This is a genomic window from Paenibacillus sp. FSL H7-0716 (assembly GCF_038002705.1).
GTDB classification, from domain to species: Bacteria; Bacillota; Bacilli; order Paenibacillales; family Paenibacillaceae; genus Paenibacillus_AQ; species Paenibacillus_AQ odorifer.
The window spans coordinates 25,490-49,146 of the sequence record NZ_JBBODA010000033.1 but is presented as its reverse complement, the minus strand read 5'-3'; the positions used below and the strand labels follow the sequence as shown (position 1 = coordinate 49,146).

Here is a 23,657-nt window from a genome sequence, read left to right as displayed (position 1 = left end):
TATTGGGCAAGAATGGTGCTCATTTCCGTCTATTTTATACCAATAACGCCTATGGGGTCCTATAGCAACTTAAAAAGAGGAAAATGCTGCAGATAAGAGCGCCTGTGTCCGATAGCTACTCCGTTCACTGGGATTCGCACTCCGTTTACTGAGATTCGTACTCCGTTTACTCAGATTCATATTCCGTTCACTGGGAACCATAGCTCGTTCACTGGGAGTCATAATCCGTTCACTAGGATTCACACTTTGTCACTGTTTGCAAAAACGAACCTCACAACAAATACACCTTCAACTTATCGATGACCTCATCGATTTCCGCTATAGTCGTATATCGTCCCACACTAAAACGAACCGCTCCCCGTCCAATATTCTCCGATACATGCATAGCCTTTAGAACAGGCGAAATCAACGTTTCACCGGAATGGCACGCCGAGCCAGTAGAAGCTGCTACATCTTCTAACGAAGCAATAATCTCATGACCCACTGCTCCAAGAAAACTAACGTTAAGGGTGTTAGGCAAGCGCTTGTGTTTATGACCATTCAAATGAATTTTTTCGCCAAAAGACTCCTGCAGTCTTCCATAAAAATAATCCGTAACTTGTTTAACTCTTTCTCTAGAATCAGATTCAGCAGCAAGCTCGCAGGCTTTTCCTAAGCCAATAATGTAGGGTGTATTTTCTGTCCCCGCTCTTCGCCCTTGTTCATGGCCCGCACCAAGTATCAAAGGCTCAATGTGAATGCCGTCCCGAATGTACAGTGCTCCAATACCTTTGGGCGCATATAATTTATGGCCTGCAAGCGTTAGAAAATCCACTCCTAAATCCGCTATATCGAGATCTACTTTTCCCGCAGATTGTGAAGCATCTGTATGCATAAGAATGCCCCGTTCGTGGCAGACCTCAGCTATTTCCTTGATCGGCTGGATCGTACCCGTTTCGTTATTAGAGTGCATGATGGAGACCAGAATGGTTTGGTCCGTGAGCTGCTTTTTCACATCGTCAACCTGCACCAATCCATACGAGTCAACAGGTACATAAGTCAGGTTGTAGCCCATCTGCTCCAGATACTGGCAGGGTTTAATTACCGCTGGATGCTCAATAGCAGACAGGATAATGTGATTACCTTTATGGCGATACGTTTGGGCTACTCCTTTAATGACAGTATTATTAGACTCACTGCCCCCACTGGTAAAAAACACCTCACCCGGCGCACAATTCAGGAAATCAGCCACCTGTATTCTTGCCTGCTCTATTCCGAGTTTAGCTTCACGCCCCAAAGAATGACTGCTTGAGGGATTCCCAAAATGACCGTAAAGATAAGGGATCATAACCTCTGCTACTTCCTTATCTACTGGTGTTGTAGCGTTGTAATCTAAATAGATCATATTAGTAAAGCCCCCCTTTAACCATAACGTGAAGCCTATACCTCATCCTGATGTTTTAAAAAAGAACGCACAGCTGTCTCAGCTTCATCCAGATTATTCACTTTAAAAGTAACTCTCTCAATGCCTTCATACTGAGTAGACGTATAATCGTATCTAGGATCGTAGTAATACTCTAACAGCAGCGCCACAGCTTCACCGAACAAATCCGCCTGCAAGCATCGTTCGATTTCTGCTGCAACAGGGATATGAATTCGGGATTTGATACTCCGAAATGCAGAAATACACTGCTCCTTGTACTCTTCTGGCCGGTAATCCTCAAGGATTTGCTGCACTCTGGCTTGCAAAGGCATCTCAATCCAGATCTGTGTTCCGATCTCTTTTTGCTCGGTCATAAACGGGGGCATCACTATCTTACCAATCTTTTTGCTCTCCGCTTCAAATAGTACATAAGGAGAATCCCCGATCTTAATTAACTCCTCCAAAAGAAGACTATCGAACGTTTTTTGATTGTTTGCACGAAGGCCGATCTCACCAAAAATAGAACCACGATGACCTGCCATCCCTTCCAAATCCAGTACGGGGTAGCCATGCACTTTCAGGCGGTGTAGCAGGTTGGTTTTGCCTGTACCCGTATTTCCGTGTATCACATAAGACTTCGCCTTGAATTCATAGGACTCCAATTCGTCGAGCACCCATTTACGATAAGCCTTATAGCCGCCTATCAGCCGGTAAGCATGAATATCCATTAAAGAGAGTACGGTCGCAGTTGTACGGCTGCGCATACCTCCCCTCCAGCAGAATACAGCTTTGTCTCCTTGAATCGCGGCAAATTCTTTTACAAAATAAGGAAGTTTTGCCGCAGCAATCTCCAAACCGCGTTCTTTCGCGGCCTGCACACTTGTCTGTTTATACAACGTCCCTACTTCAGCCCGTTCCTGATCATCAAAAAAGGGAATATTCAAACTATCCGGCAGCGTTGCATCTTTATATTCAGAAGGAGATCTAACATCAATAATGGTGATCTGCTTCTTGTTTTTTAACACTCTAAGTTCTTCCAGTGTAATGTCCTGAAACAATATGCTCTCTCCTCTGGTGGCTAACCTTCATAATTTGCTCTAAGCCGGTATACAATGATTATTTCGCAGCAGCTATAACCGTAATCTGACCCGGATGCTCTTCTGTTACCTCTCCGATCAATGCCGCTTCTACCCCTGCATCTACTAACGTTTTTAGCAAATCTTCGCTTTGTTCAGGGGTCACAGAGATCAGCAATCCGCCAGAAGTCACAGCGTCACATAGAATATAGCGGCTTAGTTGGTCCATCTCTTCCGGATAAAGAATACTGCCTTCCAAATGGGCAAAGTTATTCTTAGTGCCTCCTGGAACAAATCCCTGCTCCGCAAGCTCTCTTACTCTTGGCAGCATCGGTACATCGCCTTGACGAATAATCAGTCCGCGGTTACTTCCTTTTGCCATTTCCGAGGCATGTCCCAGTAGCCCAAATCCGGTAACATCTGTACAAGCATGTACATCATAAGGCTCCATGATTTCAGCCGCTTTTTTATTCAAAGTAGACATTACTGTCGTGAGGCGTGTGGTTTCTTCAGGAGATAGCTGATCCTTTTTAATGGAAGTTGTTAAGATCCCCACTCCGATAGGCTTCGTTAAAATCAGCTTGTCTCCCACCTTGGCGCCCGCATTCGTTCTTACTTTGTCAGGATGCACAAGGCCCGTAACGGCCAATCCGAATTTGGGCTCTTTATCGTCGATGGAATGTCCGCCCACAAGAGTAGCTCCTGCTTCCTGTACTTTATCCGCCGCGCCGCGCAAAATATCACCAAGAACGCTTTTATCTAAAACAGAAATAGGAAAAGCCACAATATTAAGCACCGTAAGCGGCTTTCCACCCATCGCATAAATATCACTTAATGCATTGGCTGCTGCAATTTGACCAAATGAATAGGGATCATCCACGATCGGCGTGAAAAAATCAACAGTTTGCACTAACGCTAATTCATCACTTAAACGATACACCCCTGCATCATCACTAGTATCAAGACCTACAAGTAGATCCGGGTTAGGAACAGTTGGTGGCAGACTACGAATAACCTGCATGAGATCGGCGGGACCGATTTTGCAGCCGCAGCCCCCTTTTGAAGATAATGAAGTCAGTTTTATGGTTTCAGCTTGAGACATCATGACTCAGCTCCTTTGGTATGAATTATCTTAATCTTACACGAGTAGATCGCATTGCACAAAATGCAAGAGTAGCAGATGCGTTGCTTATTACACCTCTCTCTATACACTTACCTTCACTACTTAGGGTCTACTGTTCTTCCCACGTCGGGTGAGCTATATTTGGTGCTGTGGTAGGGTAGGTACATTAAGTGGCGTTCTAGCTACAATATGCTTGTAAATGTTCAACATCCACCGGTTGGTAAAATACTAAAGGCTGGCTCATTCGTAGATTTCACTACTGATGAGCCAGCCTTTAGTTAGATATCCATTATATTAGGGAAATCCTCCCTAATATTCATCGATAATCGCTTTAAAATGAGGTTTTTAGGGAATTTCTCCCTAAAAATTCATGCAAATACCCATTTATGGCTAAAAGCATCCTATTATTAGGGAAGTTTTCCCTAATTCACGTTCTAGGAGCCATAATCTCCTTCATTTTAGGGAGGATTTCCCTAATCTACGTTCTAGGAGCCATGCTGTCGATCATTTTAGGGAGGATTTCCCTAAAGTTCTTCCCAGAAGGACGTCCCACAGCCAGCTCATCTCCTGGCTATGGGACGCCTATTTTCTCACTTAAACGCTTCGCTTGTAAAGGGATCAACTAATCTGCTGACTGCCCTGCTGCTTCTCCAAGAAACGCTGAAGAATCGCATTGAATTGCTCCGGCTGGCACAGATTACTTGGATCTAATGCGTTCGGAATAATCGCCAACTGCGCATGTGGCAGCTGAGACACCATTTCCTTCATACAATTCACTCCAAATTCATTAAAGTCCCCTACAATACATAAAGCGGGACGTTTAAAAGCCTTTAAACACCTGGTGTAATCAACATGGCTCGTGGCCAGCCTTTGCCGGTATAGCTCCCGGGGACGTTTGTCCAGCAGCCCTCTTCTAATCTCATTGTAGGCCAGACTCCAGCGCTCTCGGTACATCATCCGAATCGAAGGCAACACCAGCTCGCTTGGGAGATAATACATTAGTAAACTGCAATATGCTGCCATAGTTTGTATTTTCCCTACTATTGTTGATCCGTGAGTCCTACAAAAGCTATCCGCGACCACAATGGCTTTTACACGCTCAGGATATTGTTTGGCAATATGCTGAACGACTAAGCCACCATAAGCGATTCCTACAAAAACTGCTTCACGGATACCTAGGTCATTCAACAGCATAATCAGATCCAGACATTGCGTCTCAATAATCTCATGTGGGGCCTCCAGCAGTTTACCAGACTTGCCATTCCCCCGTAAATCGCACAAAATCACTTTATATTTATCGGAAAAATACTCCAGCTGTGGTTTGAACATACTGTGTGTTAATCCATGTCCATGGATAAACACAACCGGAGTGCCAGTTCCATTGATTTCATAATAGAGCGAAGTTCCGTTCAGTTTAGCGATAGGCAAAGGTAACACCTCTTTCATAATAAATTCTACGACTATATCTGCTTAAAAACGCAGCAAAAAACCACAGAGGGATTCTCTGTGGCTATTCATCACTAAACACGCCATTCATCCTCTCTCCATACGCTTACGAGGTTAGCTGTCGGATTCGGGCAGTGAGAGTTGCCCTACCTGTAGGGATGCATATTATGCACCCGGAACAGGATTCACCCCATAACCAGTGCCGACTCTCACATCGGCTGCCAGTTGTTGGTTCCCCCGCTTTCCAGAAACGGAAATTAAGCGGATTGCTTATGTAATTGTAAATTTAAGATAATTGTCAGTTCTGAGATGAATCATACTCTTGTAAGGTTTGCTTGTAAAGGAGGGCTCTGGTCAAAATAATGTTGAAAGCAATGCTTTTCATTTCATATTAAGCATACTCTTCATTTTCTCTTTCTTTTGCTCTTGTTTACTCGTTTTCTTTAGAAAAACAGCTCTGAAGCAAGCGAAAATAGGAGTAATTCACCAGTACTTTCCTATTTAATAAGAAACGACAATCTCCAATAAAAATGAATACTAAAATCGTCCTTTCAATGGAGGCATGAAAGGAGGGTCAAACGAATCATCACCAATATTGGGCCAGTTTCTAAACCTTGGGGTGTTCGTCGTTTCTATGTCCGCGATCCGTTTGGCAAGCTTGTTAATATTATTTCACATGAACAGCACGAATGATTTCATAAAAAAGAAAAAAGCTAAGCAGAATCAGAGATATTCCCTGTCCACTTAGCTCCCTTTTACAATACTATGGCTACAAAAGATCGGCGTTTTTCAATGCATGCTCCCAGCTTGGAAAAAAGAACAGCGCACTTCTCATAAGCTCTGGGTCGCTTTGCTTTACTTGTTTTTTACTGATCGAGCTTCCGTCGCTTTGCAGCTTTTTGATCCGACTTAATACTTCATCAGCCTCCAAAGGAATTTCCATTGAAACACTCCTTTCTCAGTGACCTGTTTCCCTTCATTTTCTCCATAATATGTTTATTTATTCCGTACTCTTAATTTCCCCAGATTAAACCATCTGATAGATGGGTTGTTCAGCAATGAACCGGGTAGGAAGCATGGGATATTTGTCTGCTAAGATTTCAGCTAAATATTTCATTCCCGGCGCTTCACTCTCCGCATGACCTAACATGATGAGTGCTTTAGATCTGCCTTGGTGCCCTGCATCCCGCACATATTCCGGAGTCTCCCACTCTGGTCCTTCTCCAGCGATAATTAAATCAAGATTGTGATCATTAAAAAGCGGAATAGCCATCGTCCCGCCTCCTCTGTAACCTACTAATATCCCTACGCGTTTGCAGGACAGAGACAGGTCACCAGCAGCGCGTACATAAGAGATGCCTAGCTTACTTTTAATATACTGAGCAGCTTCCATTACAGTCATAGCAGGAATAGTGAGAATCGTAGCAGCCGCTTGCTGCTCTTCCACATAGTCTGACCAATCCAGCTCTCGCAGCAAACCAATCATAATCCCATCCGGCTCTTGCCGATGCCAATAATCATGATAACGAAAAATAGCTATTGGGGAATGTCCGATCAGACTTTTTTTCGCATGATAAACCGGATCACCTTCCAACCACTCGCTCGCCGCATGATGGCTATAAAATACACCTTCATGCGTGATCAGCAAATTGGCTCCTAACGCTATTGCTTGCTCCACAATATTTTGCGTGGCAGAAAAGGCCGTAATAATCCCTGTGACTTCAGTTTCCGGTTCCCCTGGGTTCAGAATATCCACAGTGCCTTCTACCTGCTCCACAGTTCCCATTAAATCTTCCAAAATCGCTCTAATCGTGAGGTTCACTATCATCATCCCTCGAATCGAAATCTAATAAATCTTTCTGCCTTTAAAATCCTCAATTCCGCTCTTGCGGTAAAAATACGTATTGATCCGATCTCTCCATTCCTGCGCATGCTCTGCTTGCTCTTCAAGACGGTGCTTCACTTGTATATACAATCCACTATCCATGCTGCCTTCAAGTGATTCCCATGTCGCTAGAAGCTGTGCAGCCTGCTCAGCCCCCTCGAAATGAGTATCGTAGATATGCTGAATAATAGTTTGACCCGATTGCAGAACATGCGTGTATGGAACATGATGAAAGAACAGCAACAGCTCTTCTGGACAAGACGCTAGATTCTCATAATTTGATGCATTAAGACCCATATACTGTCCGCTATAACCCGTTCCCGATTTGACCGAACGATCTACACCAATGCCCTTATGATCCGCATAATGGTACGTTCCCCACTTGGCGTATTCATATCCATCCACATTTGGTCCATAATGATGATCCGGATTAACCATCCAGCCCACACCTAATGGAGCTGTGTAAGATTCGTAAATCCTCCATGAGTCCATTAACATCCCGCGAATAGCAGCCACCAGACCTTTATCAGTGCCAAAGGTAAGGCGAATCCATTCCTCAGCTATTTCTTTTGCCGTCAGCTCCGGATTCCAAATTAATCTCCCATATCCATACAGATTAGCTTGAGCTAACCCGTGCCCCGTCCAGTTCATGTCATCCCCGACATTAGTTACAGCAGCCACACCATTATACTTATTTCCCCACACCGATCCGTCCACAATATGTTTCACAAGCGTAGTTTGCCCTTTGGCATAAGTATTGAAATCAAGGACTTCTTTCCACTGTGGAACCAGATAACAGAGATGCCGCTGCTGCCCCGTATATTCTTGAGCAATCTGAAACTCCATCAGATGATTGGTATGTTCCAGTGCGCCAAACAGCGGAGATACCGGTTCTCTAACTTGAAAATCCATCGGTCCATTCTTGATTTGCAGCACTACATTATCATTAAACCGGCCATCCAATGGTTTGAAATGATCATACGCTGCTCTGGCCCGATCTGTCTTACGGTCACGCCAATCCTGCTTGCAGTTATATACGAAACAACGCCAAATCACGATTCCGCCAAACGGCTCCAGTGCTTCTCCCAGCATATTAGCGCCATCGGCATGGTCACGCCCGTAAGTGAATGGCCCTGGTCGATTTTCTGAATCCGCTTTGACTACAAACCCGCCAAAATCAGGTATCGCTCGATAAACCTCACCAGCCTTATCTTTCCACCATTGCCGCACCGCTGGGTCCAGTGGATCAGCTGTCTCCAATGCTCCGATCTGTATCGGGCTGGCGAAGTTAGCACTGAGGAATAGCTTAATTCCGTATACGCGGAATATACCTGCAATTAACGCGATATCAGGCAAATATTGCTCCGTTATAAATAGAGATTCAAGCTCATGAACATTCACATTGTTAATCGAAATCGCGTTGATTCCCACAGAGGACATCAATCTGGCATAATCACGCAGCCGCTTTGTATCGTTAAGAAATTGATTGGACTCGTAAAAAAAGGACCGTCCAGCATAGCCACGTTCAATACTGCCATCAAAATTATCCCAGTGATTAATCATTCGCAGGCCGTTCACAGGACTCATAGACAAATTCAGAGCGTCTATCTCGCTTTCTGTTCCTATCAGCCGTAACAGATGGAATACGCCATACAATATTCCAACAGGCGTTGAAGCACCGATAGCGACACATTGCTCAGTAGCGTTTGTACGTATAAGGAAACCTTCAGCACCCAGTGAATCGGTTCGCTCTCCTCCGAATACTCTACCAATTAACGGATTCCCCCCTTGGAAGGTTCCTATAACGATACACGGTCCTTCTGGTTGCGCTGTGAGCAGTGGTGCCTTGCCCAGCATAGAGGTCATCCCCTGTATGAATTCCGCGGCTGCGGCCTGAATCGTCTCATTGTCCTCCGTTACAACCAGCTCACCACACCAATTTATATATTGATTGTATAGAGATCCAGATTTCAGCTGGCCATAGTTGAGCCAAGCCTCATAAGCGGTATTGGTCATGTTTATTCCTCCCGTATAAATAACCCGCCCTGGATTGAAAAGGACGGGTTCATAATTCGCAAGCTTGAGCAGGTTACCCGCTCTATGATTTGGTGACAGCGTTAAGCAATTGGTGATAAGCTGGCTTAGGATTATGCTGCTCATCGAATAGAAACGGCCAATTTTTCCGGCCCCGAACAGGGAAGCCGTCCAGCCATGTATAGTCATCCGCTGCTCCCCAGAAAGTGACTGAGCTAATCACGTCGCGGTATTCTTTCAACAGAGCAAACATCGCTTCATACCGCTCTGCCTGCAGCTCGAGCAGTTCGGCAGGTGCAACCTTTAAATCGATTCGTTTGTCATCGAAACGGAACATGGACACATCCAGCTCTGTCAATTGGAGCTGAAGCCCTAAAGATGCATACTTATCAATAGCAGCACGTATATCGTCTAAGCTCGGATCGTATAGATTCCAGTGGGCTTGCAATCCGACGCCATGGATCGGCACTCCTTGTTCCAGCAGCGACTTCACCATTTTATAGATTTTGTCGCGCTTAAGCGGATTAGACTCGTTATAGTCGTTGTAGAATAATAAAGCCTTAGGATCGGCTTCATGAGCGAATTCAAAAGCTTTGCCGATAAACTCCGGTCCGACAATGTCTAGCCACTTTGACTGGCGAAGAAGTTCTTCTCCTTCATCTGCAATAACTTCATTTACGACATCCCAAGCATAGATATCTTCCTTGTAACGCCCAACCACGGTCTGAATATGTGATTTGAGCCGTGCAAGCAATGTCTCTTTGCTAACAGGCCCGCCCTTCTTATCCTCAAACAACCAGTCCGTAGTCTGGTTATGCCAGACTAAAGTATGCCCACGCATAGCCATATGATGTTTTCGGGCGAAGGCAACCAACTGATCTGCTAGTTTAAAGTTATAAATGTCTTCAAGCGGATGCAGACTTTCAAACTTCATCTCATTCTCAGCGGTAATGCTATTAAAATGATAGGCGAGCAAATGCTCCTGTGATTGTATCGTCAACGGGTTAACGGCTGCGCCAATTTTGAAATCCTCAGCAAATATTGTTTTTAGTGCAGGTTCTGTGTAATCACTAGCTTGTCTCAACAAGTTCCCTCCTGACAAACTCATTTATATCAGTATTCGAATAATTAGGACTGATAATCGAACCAATCGAAGTAGGCAGGCACCTCAGCCACCTTGCCATGACCTGTTGCATATAATCCGATAAGAACACCCGTAAATCCATTTCCTTTTACGGCTTGAGGGGATAATGGATACGCTGCTGCTGTTGATAGCATATTCCACTCCTGCCCATCCAAAGAGTAAAAGAGGCTGTATTCGGTAAGCTCTGCCTTAACTTTCAAATAAATTCGCTCGGCAGTAGTTGGAACCTCTGCCACTGTATGGGTTACTCCATCCATAGTCACATGAGCTGTAATCACTTTTTGCCCGTTTTTTTGAACAAGTCCAATTTCATAATGAGCGTTCTCATCTAATCTGGCGCAAAGTCCAGCTTCCACATCAGCAATAGATGAAGGCATTTCTAGCAGCGTGCTCCATTCTGCCGAAGTATGCTGCTGTCTTCTGCCTACAAAAGCCACTTGGCCTACTTCACTGAGACCTGAAGATTGTCCCCGAAGAGATAACCATCCCTGTCGTTCGTTTAAGGACCAGCTTCCCTCAGCCGGATTCCGCAGAAAGGCTAATCCCAGCGGCAATACTTGATCATCAAAATTATATCTTCCACTAGTCTCAGGTTTTGGCGATTGACCAGGTACACGTGAAACCTTCATTTCCAGTCCGACAGTGTCATCATTATTATCAATCATCGGCCATCCGTCTTCAGTCCAGCTTACGGGAGCAAGGAAAGTCTCTCTTCCAAGCACAGTGAATTTTGCATCTACTAGTCTGACCCCAAGGAATACGGCCCACCAATCCCCGTTACGATCCTCAATCAAATCGGCATGCCCTAAATACTGAATGGGATTGTCAGTACCGCTGTGCGTCAATATTGGATACGGCAATCGTTCAAAAGGTCCATACGGAGAGGAGCTGCGGCCAATGATCTCCCGATGCTCCTTTGCCGTTCCTCCTGAAGCCGTCATGATATAATACATTCCATTTATTTTGTACAAATGAGGGCCTTCCGTCCAAGGTCCGCCATCCCCAGTCCAGATGACCACTGGTTCTGTTAATGCTGCTCCCGTAGCGATATCTATCTCATATTGGATGGCATGGGAGTCATAATCTGCCCCCTGCTGGGTGGTTACATATACTTTTCCATCCTCATCAAACATCAGAGAAGGGTCAATTCCTCCATAAGGAATACTAATCGGATCTGACCACGGACCCGCAGGGTCCGTAGCCGTAACATAGAAATTCCCTTTCCCGTGTACTTCGGTCGTTATCATGTAAAACGTTCCTTCATGATAGCGGATCGTTGGCGCAAATATCCCTCCAGAGCTCTTGCTTTTACGAGTATCCAGCTGACTTACACGATTGAGTACATGACCTATTTGTGTCCAGTGAATCAAATCCTGACTATGAAAAATAGGTACGCCAGGGAAATACTCAAAGGAGCTGCAAACTAAATAGTAGTCATCCCCTGCCCGAGTGATACTTGGATCAGGATAGAAACCTGGAAGTATCGGATTCGTGTATGTGATTGAAGATGGGGTCATAATTTAACAGACAACCTTCCTATTACTTAATAGTGATTGCAAGCTCCTTATTCCTTCACGCTTCCTACGTTCATTCCAACTACAAAATATTTCTGCATGAATGGATAAACCAGCAAAATTGGAACCGAAGCAACAATAGTAACAGCTGCACGAATGGACTTTGGAGTAACCATTGACCCCGCTGACTCAGCAGTTACCCCTGCCCCGTTAGCTACACTTGCGTTACTATTCGCATTCATACTAGATGATATTAATTTCATTAATTCATACTGCAATGTACTCAAGTGTTGGCGGGAAGAAGTGTAGATAAAGGCATCAAACCATGAGTTCCATGCACCTACTGCGACAAAAAGGGCGATGGTAGCAAGAACAGGCTTACACAAAGGGAAAACTACTTTCATGAAAATCTTGAATTCCCCTGCACCGTCGATTCTCGCGGATTCCATAAGACTTTCATGCAAGCCGCCAATGTAAGTACGGATGACGATCATATTAAATGCACTTATCATAGTCGGTATTACATATACCCAAAACGTATTAATCAAATGAAGATCCTTAATTAGGAAATAGTTTGGAATCAGACCCGCATTAAAATACATGGTTAGGACGAAAATAAAGGTAATCTGTTTGCGGAAAACATATTCTTTCCGGCTTAAAGTATAAGCAAGCATTGTGGTCAAAAATAGATTCAGGATCGTAGATATCACTGTTCGTGCTACCGAAATCCAAAAAGCAGGAATAATTGTACCAGAGGCAAAAACTGCCTTGTAGTTTTGTATGGTCCACTCTCTAGGCCATAGATAAATGCCGCCACGGATGGTATCATTCCCCGCATTAAAGGAGACTGCTATAGTATTCAGGAATGGATACAAGGTAACAATAACTAGACAAACCATAAATATAGTATTGAAGGTGCCGAACACTACGGGTTCGAACCTCAAATTTCTCATCCGTTTTCCAGCATTGCTTTTTGGAGATTTTTGAGGAATCAATTGAGTTTTTTCCATGATTATAACAGCCTCTCTTCCCCTAGCCGCTTCGAAGTCCAGTTAGCTAATAGCAGCAACGTTACACTTACGACTGTTTTAAATATACCACCCGCAGTGGCTAAGGAATAATTCCCTTGCCCAATCCCGTATTTCAATACAAATATATCAATCGTATCCGACCAGTCTACAGTAAGCCCGTTCCCTAATAAGTACGGAACCTCAAATCCGACATCCAGTACATGTCCTATGGACATTATCATCAGGATTACAATGGTTGGTCTAATTCCCGGCAATGTTACATTGAACATTTTTTTGTACCGGTTAGCCCCATCAATCTCAGCAGCCTCATATAAAGCTGGATCTATAGAAGCAATAGCAGCCAAGTAGATGATAGTACTCCATCCAACCTCTTTCCAGACGGTTGAAGCGCCCACAATACCCCAGAAATACTTCCCTTCACTCAACCAAAGAATCGGTGAATCAATAAGATGTAATTTCATGAGTACGATGTTGATAATCCCGTCGTTAACCGAGAGGGAGACACCTACAATCCCTGTTACAATAATCCAAGAGAGGAAGTGAGGCAAGTAGGATATGGTCTGCACGGTTCTTTTCCAAAATACGTTTTTGATTTCATTAAGAAGTAAGGCCAATGTTATCGCGGTTATAAATCCTAGAAAGAAATTAATTAATCCCATAGCCAGTGTGTTTCGCAGTACCCTTAAAAAGGTATCGTCCGTAAATAGAAACTTGAAGTGTTTCAAGCCAACCCACGTTTGTTCGCCAAAAGCCTTAGCTGGTTTATAATCCTGAAAAGCCATGGTCCATCCCCAGACGGGAACATAAGCAAATAATATAATATAAAGCAGTAATGGAACCGACATCCAAATTAGCTGTTTCTGATTCTTAATCAAGGTCATAGTAATCGGTTGCTTCTTTTTTCTTTTAGGATGCCGGTTAACTTTTTTTCCCGTTAAAATCTCATCCATATATTTTCTCCCCACATCATCCATATATTTCAGAAAGTGGTTGGCTAATAAGCCACCACTTTCTGATTTTTAAGCAAGCTCTAACTATTTAACACTCCAAGTATCAAATCTCCATTTAAGCTGTTCATTGATTCTGTCTTCGTAGGCTTTGATATCCGCTTTATTAAGTTCTTTAACAAATTCAGCCCAAACTTTATCGAAATCGGAAGGACTAGCCAAGATTGCTTTTGGCAAGAACTTGGTTTTAACTTCTCCCATCTTCGTATCGGCAATTTTTGCTGGAGAATTTTCAACAAGATCTATGGACCAAGCAGGGTAAGCTACTGGGTTCGGTCCAGGCTTACTGAAGAAATCTACATAACTGTTGAATCCATATGCGTCGAGGACTTCCTTGTCAAACGCTTCCAATCCTGCCTTATATTCCTCTGGTTGGGCTGCCGCATCTGTTGAGTTACCGTCTGCAAAGTACCCTTGCATTTTCGGAGCGGTAGCATACCAAGCTTCTGCTTTGTTACTCAGCTTCCATGTAGCATCAACTGCGTTATCCCGTTGTTCTTGGGTTCTCATAAAGCGGCCGTTTTCCACAATATAATCTTCGCCTTCAATACCCCAAGTGAGAGTTCTTTGCCAATCTTCTTGAATCAATGTGTCCATCAGTTTAAGGATTCTCACTGGATCCTTAGCATTGACAGTGATCCCGAATCCATTATTCAAGTTAAGCGCAGGGCGATCCAGATAATAATCTTTGGTGTTGGTATCATACACAAGAGGCAGACCTACATAAGTTCTCATATCTTTCTCTTGTGTCTTGAGTGAATCTTCTGCTTTACCAAAGTTCCAGTGCTGATCAAACATTCCCAGAACGGCTCCGCTGGACAATTTCGCTAAATATTGGTCATAATCCATTGTAAATGCTTCTTTATCAATAATACCCAATGCATTCATATCATTAAGCTTCTTGTAGTACTGCTTAGCATAGTCTTTATCCGCAAAGACTTCTGCCACGTTATCATTAACCACTACTCCGCCATCATTAGGATGCCCGATCAGATGCTGAGGAGCGTTAAACAATCCCCAGTTTCTCCAGTCTTTGTTATGAATCTCAAACCCAACTGTTGGTTGTCCATCAATGGTTGGATTCTTCTCTTTATACTTAACGATAAGATCGAAATACTCATCCAAAGTTTTAACCACTGGATAGCCAGCATCTTTAAGTACAGCTTTCTGAATCCAGAAAGCTGGGCCAGAGTAATAGGTAGAATTCACATCACCGTTATACGCACCATAGTTTGGAAGTGTATAAATATGTCCATCATTTGGATCCTTCATCATGTTCCAGTAAGCTGCGTAATGCGCTTTCAAATTTGGAGCGTGTTCTTCAATCAAGTCCTCGAGAGGAATAAATGCACCTGCTGCCGTCAGTTGGGTATTAGAACTCATTAGATCTGGATAATCCGAACCGGCAATCATAACGCCAAGCTTCTGTTTAAGATCTCCTGCCAAGAATTCGAAATTGAATGAGGCGCCTGTTTTTTCTTTAATCATTTTATAAATTTTATTATCTGGTGTTGGTTGCTGGCCTGCTTCTCCAAGAAAGATACTAATTTCGAAAGGTTCAATCTTATCAGAATCTGTTCCTGCTGCAGTTGAAGTGGCTGTTTCTGCTGGTTTGTCTTCCCCCTTAGCCGTCGTATTGTTGCTGTTATTTCCTCCGCACCCTGCTAAGGTAAAGCTTAGGGATAACACAGCAATCAGACTAAGTTTCCATTTGGATATTAACTTGCCCCCCATAAAGCACCTCCATATATTTGTTGGTGTAACAATGTTGTAAGCCCTTACAAGTTAAATTATAGAGGTGATAATCTTCTGAAAATACGCCAGAATTAAAGATGTACCCCCAAAAAGTTTAGGTATTAGTGTTTTTAAATTCGTTAGGACTCATATGCAGCTTTTTTTCAAATTGCTTGAGGAACTGACTATAATTGCCATAGCCCACTTTCTCAGCGATTTCACTATTTTTCAACTTATTTTGTTGAAGTAAATGTACTGCCTCTTTTATTCGGAGGTTATGCAGCTGTTCATTGAAATTAATTCCGTTCTTCTTGATCAATAATTGGCCCAGATATACTGGGTGCAGGAAAAACACCTCTGATAGCCTCTTAATAGTAAGACATTCGCGAAAATGCTCTTCAATATAGTTGTTAATCTCCTGAACAATCCCCTGTGACCTTAGGTTTTGTTCCTTAAGAAGGATGTCAATACTAGCCTCGCCGCAGAATAGCAAATTACGCATTAAGTCCGTCAAGGTGATCATTGAGTCTAACATCGCGGGGATTCTAATTTGATTAGATAAGGAGGACTCATGGACTTCACTGGCTTCCGAGGTAAACTCAATAATCTTATACATCATATGAATAACAATTTTCTTCACAACCTCTGGAGCGATGCGCTGCTCACGGAAACTGCGGGCTGCCGAGTTCACAGCCTGGCTAAAATCTGCGGAGTCCAGTGTGTTAATAGGTCTTATCAAGTCATCCATCAGTTGAATTTGATCATAGTGATAACTGAAGGGACTATCCTTAATCTCTTGATAAGTCAGGACCGCTGCATTTTCAGGATAATAAAAATAATACATTAATGCTTCTTTCGCCGTTCGGTAACTGTCCCCGATCTGAAGCAAGGAGCTTACGCCAGCGCCAGCTGCAATACACAAAGCTTGTTTAGGGTGTTCATTCAGCAAGGAAGTTGCGATCTGATCGATCACAGCTCCCTCAGTGGACAATGAATTATATCCATATACGATTCCAAAACAATGACTCTCCAGATCCATCAGGAACATCGAATCTTTATCGGTTAGGAGGGCTGAGGCTTGCTCTCTGATCTCCGTATACAAAACCGGCTCTGTCTGTATCAAACAAATATTCCAATGGCTTTTCCCTTCCGATAGTCGGTTAAGGATCTCCTGATTCGACTGCTCAGCTTTCTCATGCAGCATTCCTTTCAGGAGAGAAACAGCCTCCTCTGCGGAGGCTATTTGATTTAAACTGCGCTTCTGAGCTTCCTGCTCCAGCTCCTGATATATCTCCAGCAATTCTTCTGCCGCCTCTTCCGGAAACACTGGCTTCATCAGATAATGATTAATTCCATAATGTATAGCCGTCTTGGCATATTCAAACTCACTATAACCACTTAGTATGGCAAATTTGATCTCCTTAATCTCAGCTTGTTGCCAAGCTGCGACCATCTCCAGCCCATTCATTAGCGGCATATTAACATCCGTAATTACAAGATCTGGCTCTAGCTGTTTCATTAACTCCAGTCCCTCTTTGCCATTGCTGGAGGTCCCACATACCTCAAAGCCAAGCTCCTGCCAATTAATCCACAGCTGCATCGCTTCAAGAGCGCTAGGCTCATCATCGATCAATAATACTTTGTATTTCATAGGAGGTCCCTCACTTTCTAGCTATTCTTCCGTTCCAGGAGTTTTAGTGGAATGTCAAAAGTGACAATGGTCCCTTCATCCGGAACGCTGCTGATATCAAAACGGACCTGATCTTCATAGTACAATTCTAATCGGCGGTACACATTGCGGATTCCGATGTTCGTTCCTGAAGACGCTTCATTTTGAACATTACCTAATAATTCTTGCAGCTTCTCTGGCTCTATCCCTTTACCGTTATCAGAGACGGTAACTTTTAATCGTCCCTCCTCCACTAACGTCTTCACTTTTATCACACCTAGTCCCTCTATGGCCTGTAGACCATGTTTGCAGGAATTCTCAACGAGCGGCTGCATGCTTAGCTTGGGAATCTTATATTGAAGCGACTGCTCATCGATCTCAAATTGATAGTCGAATTTATCCCTGAACCGGAATTTTTCAATTTTCAAATACATCTCAATGAAAGTCATTTCTTCTTCCAAGGTAACGAGATCCTCTTTCCAGCTCAGCAGCCGTCTAAGTAATTTCGATAAACTCTTAATGATATCCGTAACATCTGAGTAATTATTTTTAGTACAGACTACCAAAATGGCATTTAACGTATTAAACAGAAAATGCGGATTCATCTGGCTTTGCAGGAAATTCAGCTCAGCCCTTACTCTTTCCATCTCCAGATTATTTTTTTGAATCTCCAGTTTATATACATCATTGATCAAGGAATTAATTGTAGTGGTCATCCTGTTAAAATTACGGATCAGGCCCCCGATCTCATCCTGGCCTTCATCAATCCGAATCAGCTCAAATTTCTCATTGGATACTTTCTGCATATGTCTGGATAACCGTTTCACCCGATAATTATAGGATCTTAACATCACATATAAAAAAGCGGTTGTGATTAGCGTGACAATGGACGCCAGAATCCCTGCATAAATCCGAATCTCCATTATCGCCTGGGTAATACGCTCACCTTGTGTAATTCCTATTATCCGCCAGCCCTTTATATAACTAGCTCCGCCGACGGGTACAATATGAACGTCCTCCTTGCGCTCATCATCCTGCAGCTTGAACACGGGATAAGGTTCCGCGGTGCCTCTTTGATAGCCGCTTTGTGCAGACATAATAATCTCGTCCTGCTCGTTAACCAGATAAAGACTCAAGTAATCTTTTTCTCTGATAATCACGTCATATATTTTACTGAGATCCAAATCAATTCTAAGCAGCTTTTCAAATTTATTGTATGAGCTGTAAGCGTCCATTCGCTCAATAACACTCAAATAAGGCGCTGTAGAAATCACACTAGAGGTATCACTCATATGATAAGCGGCAAGAAACAGATGTTTATTCGCTGCCTTCGACTGCTTATACCATTCACTATTTATTACCTTTTCATTGATGACCTGATAGTTGCTGCCAGAAACAATGGAATCATTGTTTGTAAATACAGTAATCCGTTCAATCTGATTATTCACCGGCATATAGCTGTTCATGCGGTCTCTCAGCTGTTCATCAAAAGTGTCATAAAATTCAATAGAGTTCCCATATGTCCGCTCAAGCAATTCATAGAGGTTCTTATCGGCAGAAAGCGTATAGCTGACAGCTACCCCACCTTCAATGAAGTCATGAATATCCTTTCGGGCTCTTTCTAAGGATATCTCTAGATTCTGCTGCTCTCTCGATTTGATCAGATCGGAAATCCGATCCAAAAAAACAAGGTTAATAATAATGATAGGGAGAAGAACACCTATGATATAAATAAGGGAAAATTTATAATTCAAGGGAATATCATTCACTACTTTTCTAAATCTGAATTTTTTTCTCTCCATATGAAACACCTTGCTTCCCCTAGAGCTGTTGGTTCTTATTCTCATTTTTATAAACGGATGGTACTACCCCTACAAGCAGCTTAAATTTATCTATAAAATAATCAGTGTTAGAGAATCCCACCTGCACCGCTATATCCGATATCTTTAGCTGTGTTCGTTTCAGCAGACTTTTTGCCTCTTCAATCCGTTTGGCATTTAGGTATTCACTAAAACCCTGACCCGTTTGCTTTCTGAACAGTTGTCCCAAATAGGTAGAATTAATATGAAATTGTTGTGCCAAATCCTGAAGCTTTAATTTATTCCGAAATTCCCGATCCACATACTGAATAACCTTGTAGATCGTATTTTGTTCATTCTGCTGCTCTAGTTCAGACAGATAGACGGCAGCCCGTTCACACAGACTTTGTACATAACGGCTTAATATAAAATAATCACTAAGCTCACCTAGATTTCCGTATTCTTGCTGAAGCTTAATCATAATCGTATCCGGATCTCCATTCATTTGAGCTATAATTCTACAGATCGTAAGCTCTAAATGGGCCACTTTTGCTTTTACAACTTCAAGGGTCAACAGATTCTCGACGAAAGCAGTGAACGCTTCTTTTACACAGGGCTGGATCTGTTCCGTATCATTCGTTTGGACCTTATGCAGCAGCTGTCTGAAATGATCCTCATGAGGTTCTTCCTTTTTCAGGCTCCTAAGCTCACTATAATAAAAGACCCCTCTTTTCTGCTGATGCGTTTTTCGCTTCCATACCTCAAGTGCCTGCCTATAAATCTCTCGAATCGAGCTCACCCCGACCATTCTGCTGCTAAGTGCTAGAAAGACCAGCTCCTGTGATTGTTCAGTGAGATCTGAATGCATCTGGTTGACGATAGTCTCCAGGCTCTCATTGCCGATAGAAGCAGACTGAAGAATGATCCCCGCTCTTCCCGGTCCGTCTTGAAAGAAGCAGAAGTGTTCCTCGGAAAAATAATCACTTATCTGCGGTTGGAATGGATTCATAGAGGAGGCCGGTTCGATAAGAATACACATTAACTCTGCATCCACTTGAAGCTTCAAGGTGTTTCGGGTTAGAAGCTCTAAATTTTCGTTATACTCCCCTTGGATCAGGCGGTTGATGATATTATTTACGATAAAAAATTGTTTTTTATCAAAATCCTCATTGGAAGCGATTTCATTTTGGATTATTGGAGTGATCCTGCTTAATAAAGCCTCTATTTCTTCATCATCAATGGGTTTTAATAAATATTCATTTACCCGCTGGCGCAATGCCGTACGTGCATACTTGAAGTCATCATATCCAGACAAAATCACAAATTTAGGAGGTTTCTCCATGACCTCATTCAACTTTGTAATAAGCTCAAGTCCGTTAATTACAGGCATATTAATATCCGTAAGAACCAGTTCCGGTTTATTCTCCTGGATAAGCCTCATCGCATCCGTGCCGTTTTGAGCTTCACCACAAACTTCATAACCGAATTTTTCCCAGTCGATCATCGTCCTTAGCCCCTCAAGAACCCAGGGTTCATCGTCCACGATCAGAACCTTAAGCATGATGTTCGCTCCAATCTTATTAAGATAAGCCCGCGCTTTACACCAAAATATATAGATCATGCTATCATACTTGGATAATGATGTGAATTCATAAATTTTCCTTCTTTTGTTTAAAACAGTACTTTTTTTACTTGAAAAAACGTACAAAAAACGACGTATCCTAAATTTCAGATACACCTTTACAAGGGCCCATCATTCCATTATCATGGTTTACATCGAGTAAAAGATTACATAGTGTAAACCATATGGGAGGGCTAAGATATGAGCAGCTTATCTAAGTCTGCTAGATTTCCGCTTTTCATTCTGATGTTGAATCTATTTATCGCTTTATTAGGGCAAGGTATGGTCATTCCCATTCTACCTGAATATCTGAAACTGTTTAATGCGTCAGGGGCTGCTGCCGGATATCTTATTGCAGCTTTTGGAGCAGCACAGTTTATTTTTTCACCTATAGGGGGACAGCTTTCGGATAAATGGGGAAGAAAATCAATGATCATTTCCGGAATGTTTTTAACCGTCCTTTCAGATCTGATATTTGCTGTATCTACGACATTGCCCCTACTTTACATCGCTAGATTTATTGGGGGTATAGGTATCGGAATCATGGTCCCTTCCAATATGGCCTATGTCGCTGATATCACCACCCATGAAACCCGTGCAAAAGGTATGGGATACTTGGGGGCTTCCATGAATTTGGGTATGGTACTTGGTCCAGGGTTAGGCGGCATTATTGCTGGGTTTGGCATACGCATGCCTTACTTTTTTGCGGGTGGACTTGGGCTTATCGCTACGATACTTTGTTTTTATATGCCAGAGACACTACCAAAGGAAAAACGGAAATCCGTTAACAAACAGGCCCCTCGGGAATCCATTCGTAATCAAATCGTAAATTCATTCCGGACGTCCTATTTCCGCTATCTTCTGCTCATTCTGATCATGACATTTGGTCTGATGAATTATGAAACGGTGTACGCCCTTTTCGTGGAACAAAAATACGGTTTTGATGCAACGAAAATCTCAATCATTATTACGGTTGGTGCTATTATAGGCATTATTGTGCAGATCTGGCTGCTTGATCATCTGATTAAGAGACTTGGCGAGATAAAGCTTATACGTATATCATTGGTGATGACCGCTATAACCTTATTGTTGATGATATTCAAGATCAATTTAGGTTATTTATTAGTTGTATCCGGTTTATTTTTTGCTTTTAATGCTTTTTTGCGCCCCACAGTAAGTACATTGATTGCCAATTCAGCTGGCGATCGGCAAGGATATGCTGCCGGATTAAATACAACGTACACCAGTATAGGAAACATACTTGGACCCATTTTAGCGGGATTGATGTTTGACAAACATATTAATATTCCCTATATTTTTGGGGCAATTATCCTGGCATCTGCCTTTTTCATCACCTTACAAAAACCAAAAAAAGAGCAAGAAAGGAGTGTCGCCCATGACTGAGAACTGGCACCAGAATTTAAAAAACAAAAACCGGGAAGAATTAATTGCTGCGGCGAAGGATCTTTTTATGAAGCAAAGCTTTCTCAAAGTTAATATTAAGGATGTCTGCGACGTGGCTGGTGTAAGCCGGGTTACCTTTTATAAGCATTTCCAGTCCATGAACGAACTGATTTTTGAGGTCCAGATGGAAATTCTGGAGAGCATGACGCAATTTGTTAGAAGCGCACCTTCTTCAATTGAAATGAATGGTAAGCAAATGCTTGCTTCGATGCTTAATGCTTGGATTGATTATGCCCGGCAACACCCAGGTTACATCAAATTCATTCTTCTATTCGATTTGCATTTTGAAGCCTATGATTACAGTAAAGAACTCAAAGAAAAGTACAAAGATTTTGTGATGCGGGGAAAAGAACGACATTTCTTAATGGATGCTCTGGAGGCCGGAGTTAAAGATGGATCGTTAAAATTTGATACAGAACCCTTATCCACTGCTCATTTCATCTTCACGTCTATGATGGGTTTATTACAGAAAATGAGCCTGATTTCCAAAGACGATTTCAACAACGAACTTCAGGATATTCAAATTGCTAACCGATTTGTGGACATGTTAGTTCAGTATTTAAGTACAGAAAGTGATGAATCTCCTGCCTTGAAGTAAGGGGATCCATCACTTTCTACGTAATAGAGAGAAGTAGTTTAAATGAAATTATTCTTATTTAAGGAGCGGTTAGACTCATGTTTGATTAACCATTCTTTTCTGGCAAGCCCGCCTCCATAGCCACCCAATTCACCATTGCTGTTTATCACTCGATGACATGGAACCAAGATTGAGAGTTGATTGGTACCATTCGCCCTTGCTACAGCGCGGCAAGCAGAGGGATTGTTGATTTTCTCTGCAAGCTCCTTATAAGAAGCTGTCTGTCCCAGAGGTATTTTCCGGAGTTCATTCCACACCTTTTGCTGAAAGTCTGAGCCCAGATAACGAACCGGCGTTGTAAATTCCGTAAGTTCACCTGTGAAATACAGCTTCAATTCCTCCTCAATTTGGTGAAGGACGGCTACCTTTTCAGGTAATATAGTTGCATTTAAGCGAGTGCGTAATCTTTTGATTTCATTTTCAAAACCCTTGCGATCCACAAATTCCAGCAGTAAAAGACTCTCTTCATCGGAGATGGCCAGCATGGAACCCAATATCGTTTCTATCCACGTACAGTACAGCACTTTAATCTGCTTGGAATGATTCGGGACAGTCCCCATCGTTCGTGAAAAGGCATCCCTAAACCCATTGCTCGAATCGTACCCGCTTTCCAGTTGTGCGTTAATGATTGAATCCCCATTCCTAATATGTTTGAATGCCAGTCCTAAACGTCTAGAACGTGCATATTCGATAAAGGTCATCCCGAATTGTTTCTTAAATTGGCGGCGTGCCGTGTTTGCACTAATAGACAGCTCATCAAAATCTTTATCTGTCCATTTTCGTTCCGGATTGCTCTCAATAGCCTCTACTAGCAGCTTTACTTCAGGAGACATTTTTGTTGGATTGGATAGCGGCTGACACCTTTTACAAGGTCTATATGAAGCTAATAAGGCTTCCTTGGCTGTAGCAAAAAACTCACAATTTTCTTTTAATGGCTTTTTAGCGGGACAAGTTGGCCTACACATGATGCCCGTTGTTTTCACTCCTACAAAAAATACGCCCTCATAATTCGAGTTTTTCTCGACCAGCATCTTATAATATTTATCGATATCCTGCTCATTAGTTATCATA

Annotated in this window: 18 protein-coding genes, 1 pseudogene and 1 riboswitch; of the genes and pseudogenes, 3 read left to right on the top strand and 16 right to left on the bottom strand. The window is 42.7% G+C overall.

Features of this window, described 5'->3' with window-relative positions; genetic code table 11:
* Window positions 1-271 precede the first annotated feature (271 nt).
* From MHH60_RS27425 to MHH60_RS27410, 4 genes are all read right to left on the bottom strand, one after another.
* A complete protein-coding gene (locus tag MHH60_RS27425) occupies window positions 272-1,384 on the bottom strand; it encodes a cysteine desulfurase family protein (protein ID WP_076134145.1) in 1,113 nt (370 codons plus the stop codon).
* Window positions 1,385-1,419: 35 nt separating this feature from the next.
* Entirely contained in the window at window positions 1,420-2,460 is a 1,041-nt protein-coding gene (gene mnmH, locus MHH60_RS27420) for a tRNA 2-selenouridine(34) synthase MnmH (RefSeq protein WP_076134144.1), read from the bottom strand.
* 58 nt (window positions 2,461-2,518) lie between these two features.
* Window positions 2,519-3,580, bottom strand: a complete 1,062-nt coding sequence (gene selD / locus MHH60_RS27415) for a selenide, water dikinase SelD (RefSeq protein ID WP_076134143.1) — start codon at window positions 3,578-3,580, stop codon at window positions 2,519-2,521.
* Window positions 3,581-4,219: 639 nt separating this feature from the next.
* On the bottom strand, window positions 4,220-5,047 hold the full coding sequence (locus MHH60_RS27410; protein WP_080742622.1) for an alpha/beta fold hydrolase: 828 nt from the start codon (window positions 5,045-5,047) through the stop codon (window positions 4,220-4,222).
* An 87-nt stretch (window positions 5,048-5,134) separates the two neighbouring features.
* A riboswitch (cyclic di-AMP (ydaO/yuaA leader) is annotated at window positions 5,135-5,321 on the bottom strand.
* 323 nt (window positions 5,322-5,644) lie between these two features.
* Between MHH60_RS27410 and MHH60_RS27405 the strand changes: the two are divergent.
* Window positions 5,645-5,740, top strand: a pseudogene (locus MHH60_RS27405) (glyoxalase); the annotation flags it as partial.
* A gap of 76 nt (window positions 5,741-5,816) precedes the next feature.
* Here MHH60_RS27405 and MHH60_RS27400 read toward each other — a convergent pair.
* The 11 genes from MHH60_RS27400 to MHH60_RS27350 form a co-directional block, all read right to left on the bottom strand.
* A complete protein-coding gene (locus tag MHH60_RS27400; RefSeq protein ID WP_169744809.1) occupies window positions 5,817-5,990 on the bottom strand; it encodes a hypothetical protein in 174 nt (57 codons plus the stop codon).
* Between the two features lie 84 nt (window positions 5,991-6,074).
* Window positions 6,075-6,869 (bottom strand): Nif3-like dinuclear metal center hexameric protein, encoded by a 795-nt coding sequence (locus tag MHH60_RS27395; protein WP_370511477.1) that lies wholly within the window; start codon window positions 6,867-6,869, stop codon window positions 6,075-6,077.
* A gap of 24 nt (window positions 6,870-6,893) precedes the next feature.
* Window positions 6,894-8,948, bottom strand: a complete 2,055-nt coding sequence (locus MHH60_RS27390; protein WP_076134141.1) for an alpha-glucuronidase family glycosyl hydrolase — start codon at window positions 8,946-8,948, stop codon at window positions 6,894-6,896.
* A gap of 82 nt (window positions 8,949-9,030) precedes the next feature.
* On the bottom strand, window positions 9,031-10,050 hold the full coding sequence (locus tag MHH60_RS27385) for an endo-1,4-beta-xylanase (RefSeq protein WP_232061457.1): 1,020 nt from the start codon (window positions 10,048-10,050) through the stop codon (window positions 9,031-9,033).
* A 44-nt stretch (window positions 10,051-10,094) separates the two neighbouring features.
* Complete coding sequence (locus MHH60_RS27380) at window positions 10,095-11,627, bottom strand: glycoside hydrolase family 43 protein (protein WP_076134139.1); 1,533 nt, start codon at window positions 11,625-11,627, stop codon at window positions 10,095-10,097.
* 47 nt (window positions 11,628-11,674) lie between these two features.
* A complete protein-coding gene (locus MHH60_RS27375) occupies window positions 11,675-12,577 on the bottom strand; it encodes a carbohydrate ABC transporter permease (RefSeq protein ID WP_143766660.1) in 903 nt (300 codons plus the stop codon).
* 59 nt (window positions 12,578-12,636) lie between these two features.
* Entirely contained in the window at window positions 12,637-13,605 is a 969-nt protein-coding gene (locus MHH60_RS27370; RefSeq protein ID WP_076098803.1) for an ABC transporter permease, read from the bottom strand.
* Window positions 13,606-13,689: 84 nt separating this feature from the next.
* Window positions 13,690-15,396, bottom strand: a complete 1,707-nt coding sequence (locus MHH60_RS27365; RefSeq protein WP_076098804.1) for a sugar ABC transporter substrate-binding protein — start codon at window positions 15,394-15,396, stop codon at window positions 13,690-13,692.
* A 115-nt stretch (window positions 15,397-15,511) separates the two neighbouring features.
* Window positions 15,512-17,047 carry a response regulator gene (locus MHH60_RS27360; RefSeq protein WP_076134137.1) on the bottom strand — a complete coding sequence of 512 codons (1,536 nt, stop codon included), beginning with the start codon at window positions 17,045-17,047 and terminating at the stop codon, window positions 15,512-15,514.
* Window positions 17,048-17,064: 17 nt separating this feature from the next.
* The gene (locus tag MHH60_RS27355) at window positions 17,065-18,867 is read right to left on the bottom strand and encodes a sensor histidine kinase (protein WP_076134254.1); all 1,803 of its coding nucleotides are present in this window, start codon (window positions 18,865-18,867) and stop codon (window positions 17,065-17,067) included.
* A 19-nt stretch (window positions 18,868-18,886) separates the two neighbouring features.
* On the bottom strand, window positions 18,887-20,425 hold the full coding sequence (locus MHH60_RS27350; protein ID WP_076134136.1) for a response regulator: 1,539 nt from the start codon (window positions 20,423-20,425) through the stop codon (window positions 18,887-18,889).
* Between the two features lie 261 nt (window positions 20,426-20,686).
* Here MHH60_RS27350 and MHH60_RS27345 point away from each other — a divergent pair, with 261 nt between their 5' ends.
* Together MHH60_RS27345 and MHH60_RS27340 are read left to right on the top strand one after the other, a co-directional pair.
* Window positions 20,687-21,889 carry an MFS transporter gene (locus MHH60_RS27345; protein WP_076134135.1) on the top strand — a complete coding sequence of 401 codons (1,203 nt, stop codon included), beginning with the start codon at window positions 20,687-20,689 and terminating at the stop codon, window positions 21,887-21,889.
* Window positions 21,882-22,547, top strand: a complete 666-nt coding sequence (locus MHH60_RS27340) for a TetR/AcrR family transcriptional regulator (protein ID WP_076104885.1) — start codon at window positions 21,882-21,884, stop codon at window positions 22,545-22,547. Before MHH60_RS27345 ends, MHH60_RS27340 begins: the two co-directional genes overlap by 8 nt.
* A 38-nt stretch (window positions 22,548-22,585) precedes the next feature.
* On the opposite strand, the gene MHH60_RS27335 is transcribed toward MHH60_RS27340, so the two are convergent.
* On the bottom strand, window positions 22,586-23,656 hold the full coding sequence (locus tag MHH60_RS27335) for a bifunctional transcriptional activator/DNA repair enzyme AdaA (RefSeq protein ID WP_076134134.1): 1,071 nt from the start codon (window positions 23,654-23,656) through the stop codon (window positions 22,586-22,588).
* Between the last annotated feature and the right edge of the window lies 1 nt (window position 23,657).

Excerpts from the sequence above, each read along its gene's own strand:
- MHH60_RS27425 (WP_076134145.1), bottom strand. The coding sequence starts at position 1,384 with ATGATCTATTTAGATTACAACGCTACAACACCAGTAGATAAGGAAGTA.
- selD (WP_076134143.1), bottom strand. The coding sequence starts at position 3,580 with ATGTCTCAAGCTGAAACCATAAAACTGACTTCATTATCTTCAAAAGGG.
- MHH60_RS27410 (WP_080742622.1), bottom strand. The coding sequence starts at position 5,047 with ATGAAAGAGGTGTTACCTTTGCCTATCGCTAAACTGAACGGAACTTCG.
- MHH60_RS27400 (WP_169744809.1), bottom strand. The coding sequence starts at position 5,990 with ATGGAAATTCCTTTGGAGGCTGATGAAGTATTAAGTCGGATCAAAAAG.
- MHH60_RS27390 (WP_076134141.1), bottom strand. The coding sequence starts at position 8,948 with ATGACCAATACCGCTTATGAGGCTTGGCTCAACTATGGCCAGCTGAAA.
- MHH60_RS27380 (WP_076134139.1), bottom strand. The coding sequence starts at position 11,627 with ATGACCCCATCTTCAATCACATACACGAATCCGATACTTCCAGGTTTC.
- MHH60_RS27375 (WP_143766660.1), bottom strand. The coding sequence starts at position 12,577 with ATGAGAAATTTGAGGTTCGAACCCGTAGTGTTCGGCACCTTCAATACT.
- MHH60_RS27370 (WP_076098803.1), bottom strand. The coding sequence starts at position 13,605 with ATGGATGAGATTTTAACGGGAAAAAAAGTTAACCGGCATCCTAAAAGA.
- MHH60_RS27365 (WP_076098804.1), bottom strand. The coding sequence starts at position 15,396 with ATGGGGGGCAAGTTAATATCCAAATGGAAACTTAGTCTGATTGCTGTG.
- MHH60_RS27360 (WP_076134137.1), bottom strand. The coding sequence starts at position 17,047 with ATGAAATACAAAGTATTATTGATCGATGATGAGCCTAGCGCTCTTGAA.
- MHH60_RS27355 (WP_076134254.1), bottom strand. The coding sequence starts at position 18,867 with ATGGAGAGAAAAAAATTCAGATTTAGAAAAGTAGTGAATGATATTCCC.
- MHH60_RS27350 (WP_076134136.1), bottom strand. The coding sequence starts at position 20,425 with ATGCTTAAGGTTCTGATCGTGGACGATGAACCCTGGGTTCTTGAGGGG.
- MHH60_RS27345 (WP_076134135.1), top strand. The coding sequence starts at position 20,687 with ATGAGCAGCTTATCTAAGTCTGCTAGATTTCCGCTTTTCATTCTGATG.
- MHH60_RS27340 (WP_076104885.1), top strand. The coding sequence starts at position 21,882 with ATGACTGAGAACTGGCACCAGAATTTAAAAAACAAAAACCGGGAAGAA.
- MHH60_RS27335 (WP_076134134.1), bottom strand. The coding sequence starts at position 23,656 with ATGATAACTAATGAGCAGGATATCGATAAATATTATAAGATGCTGGTC.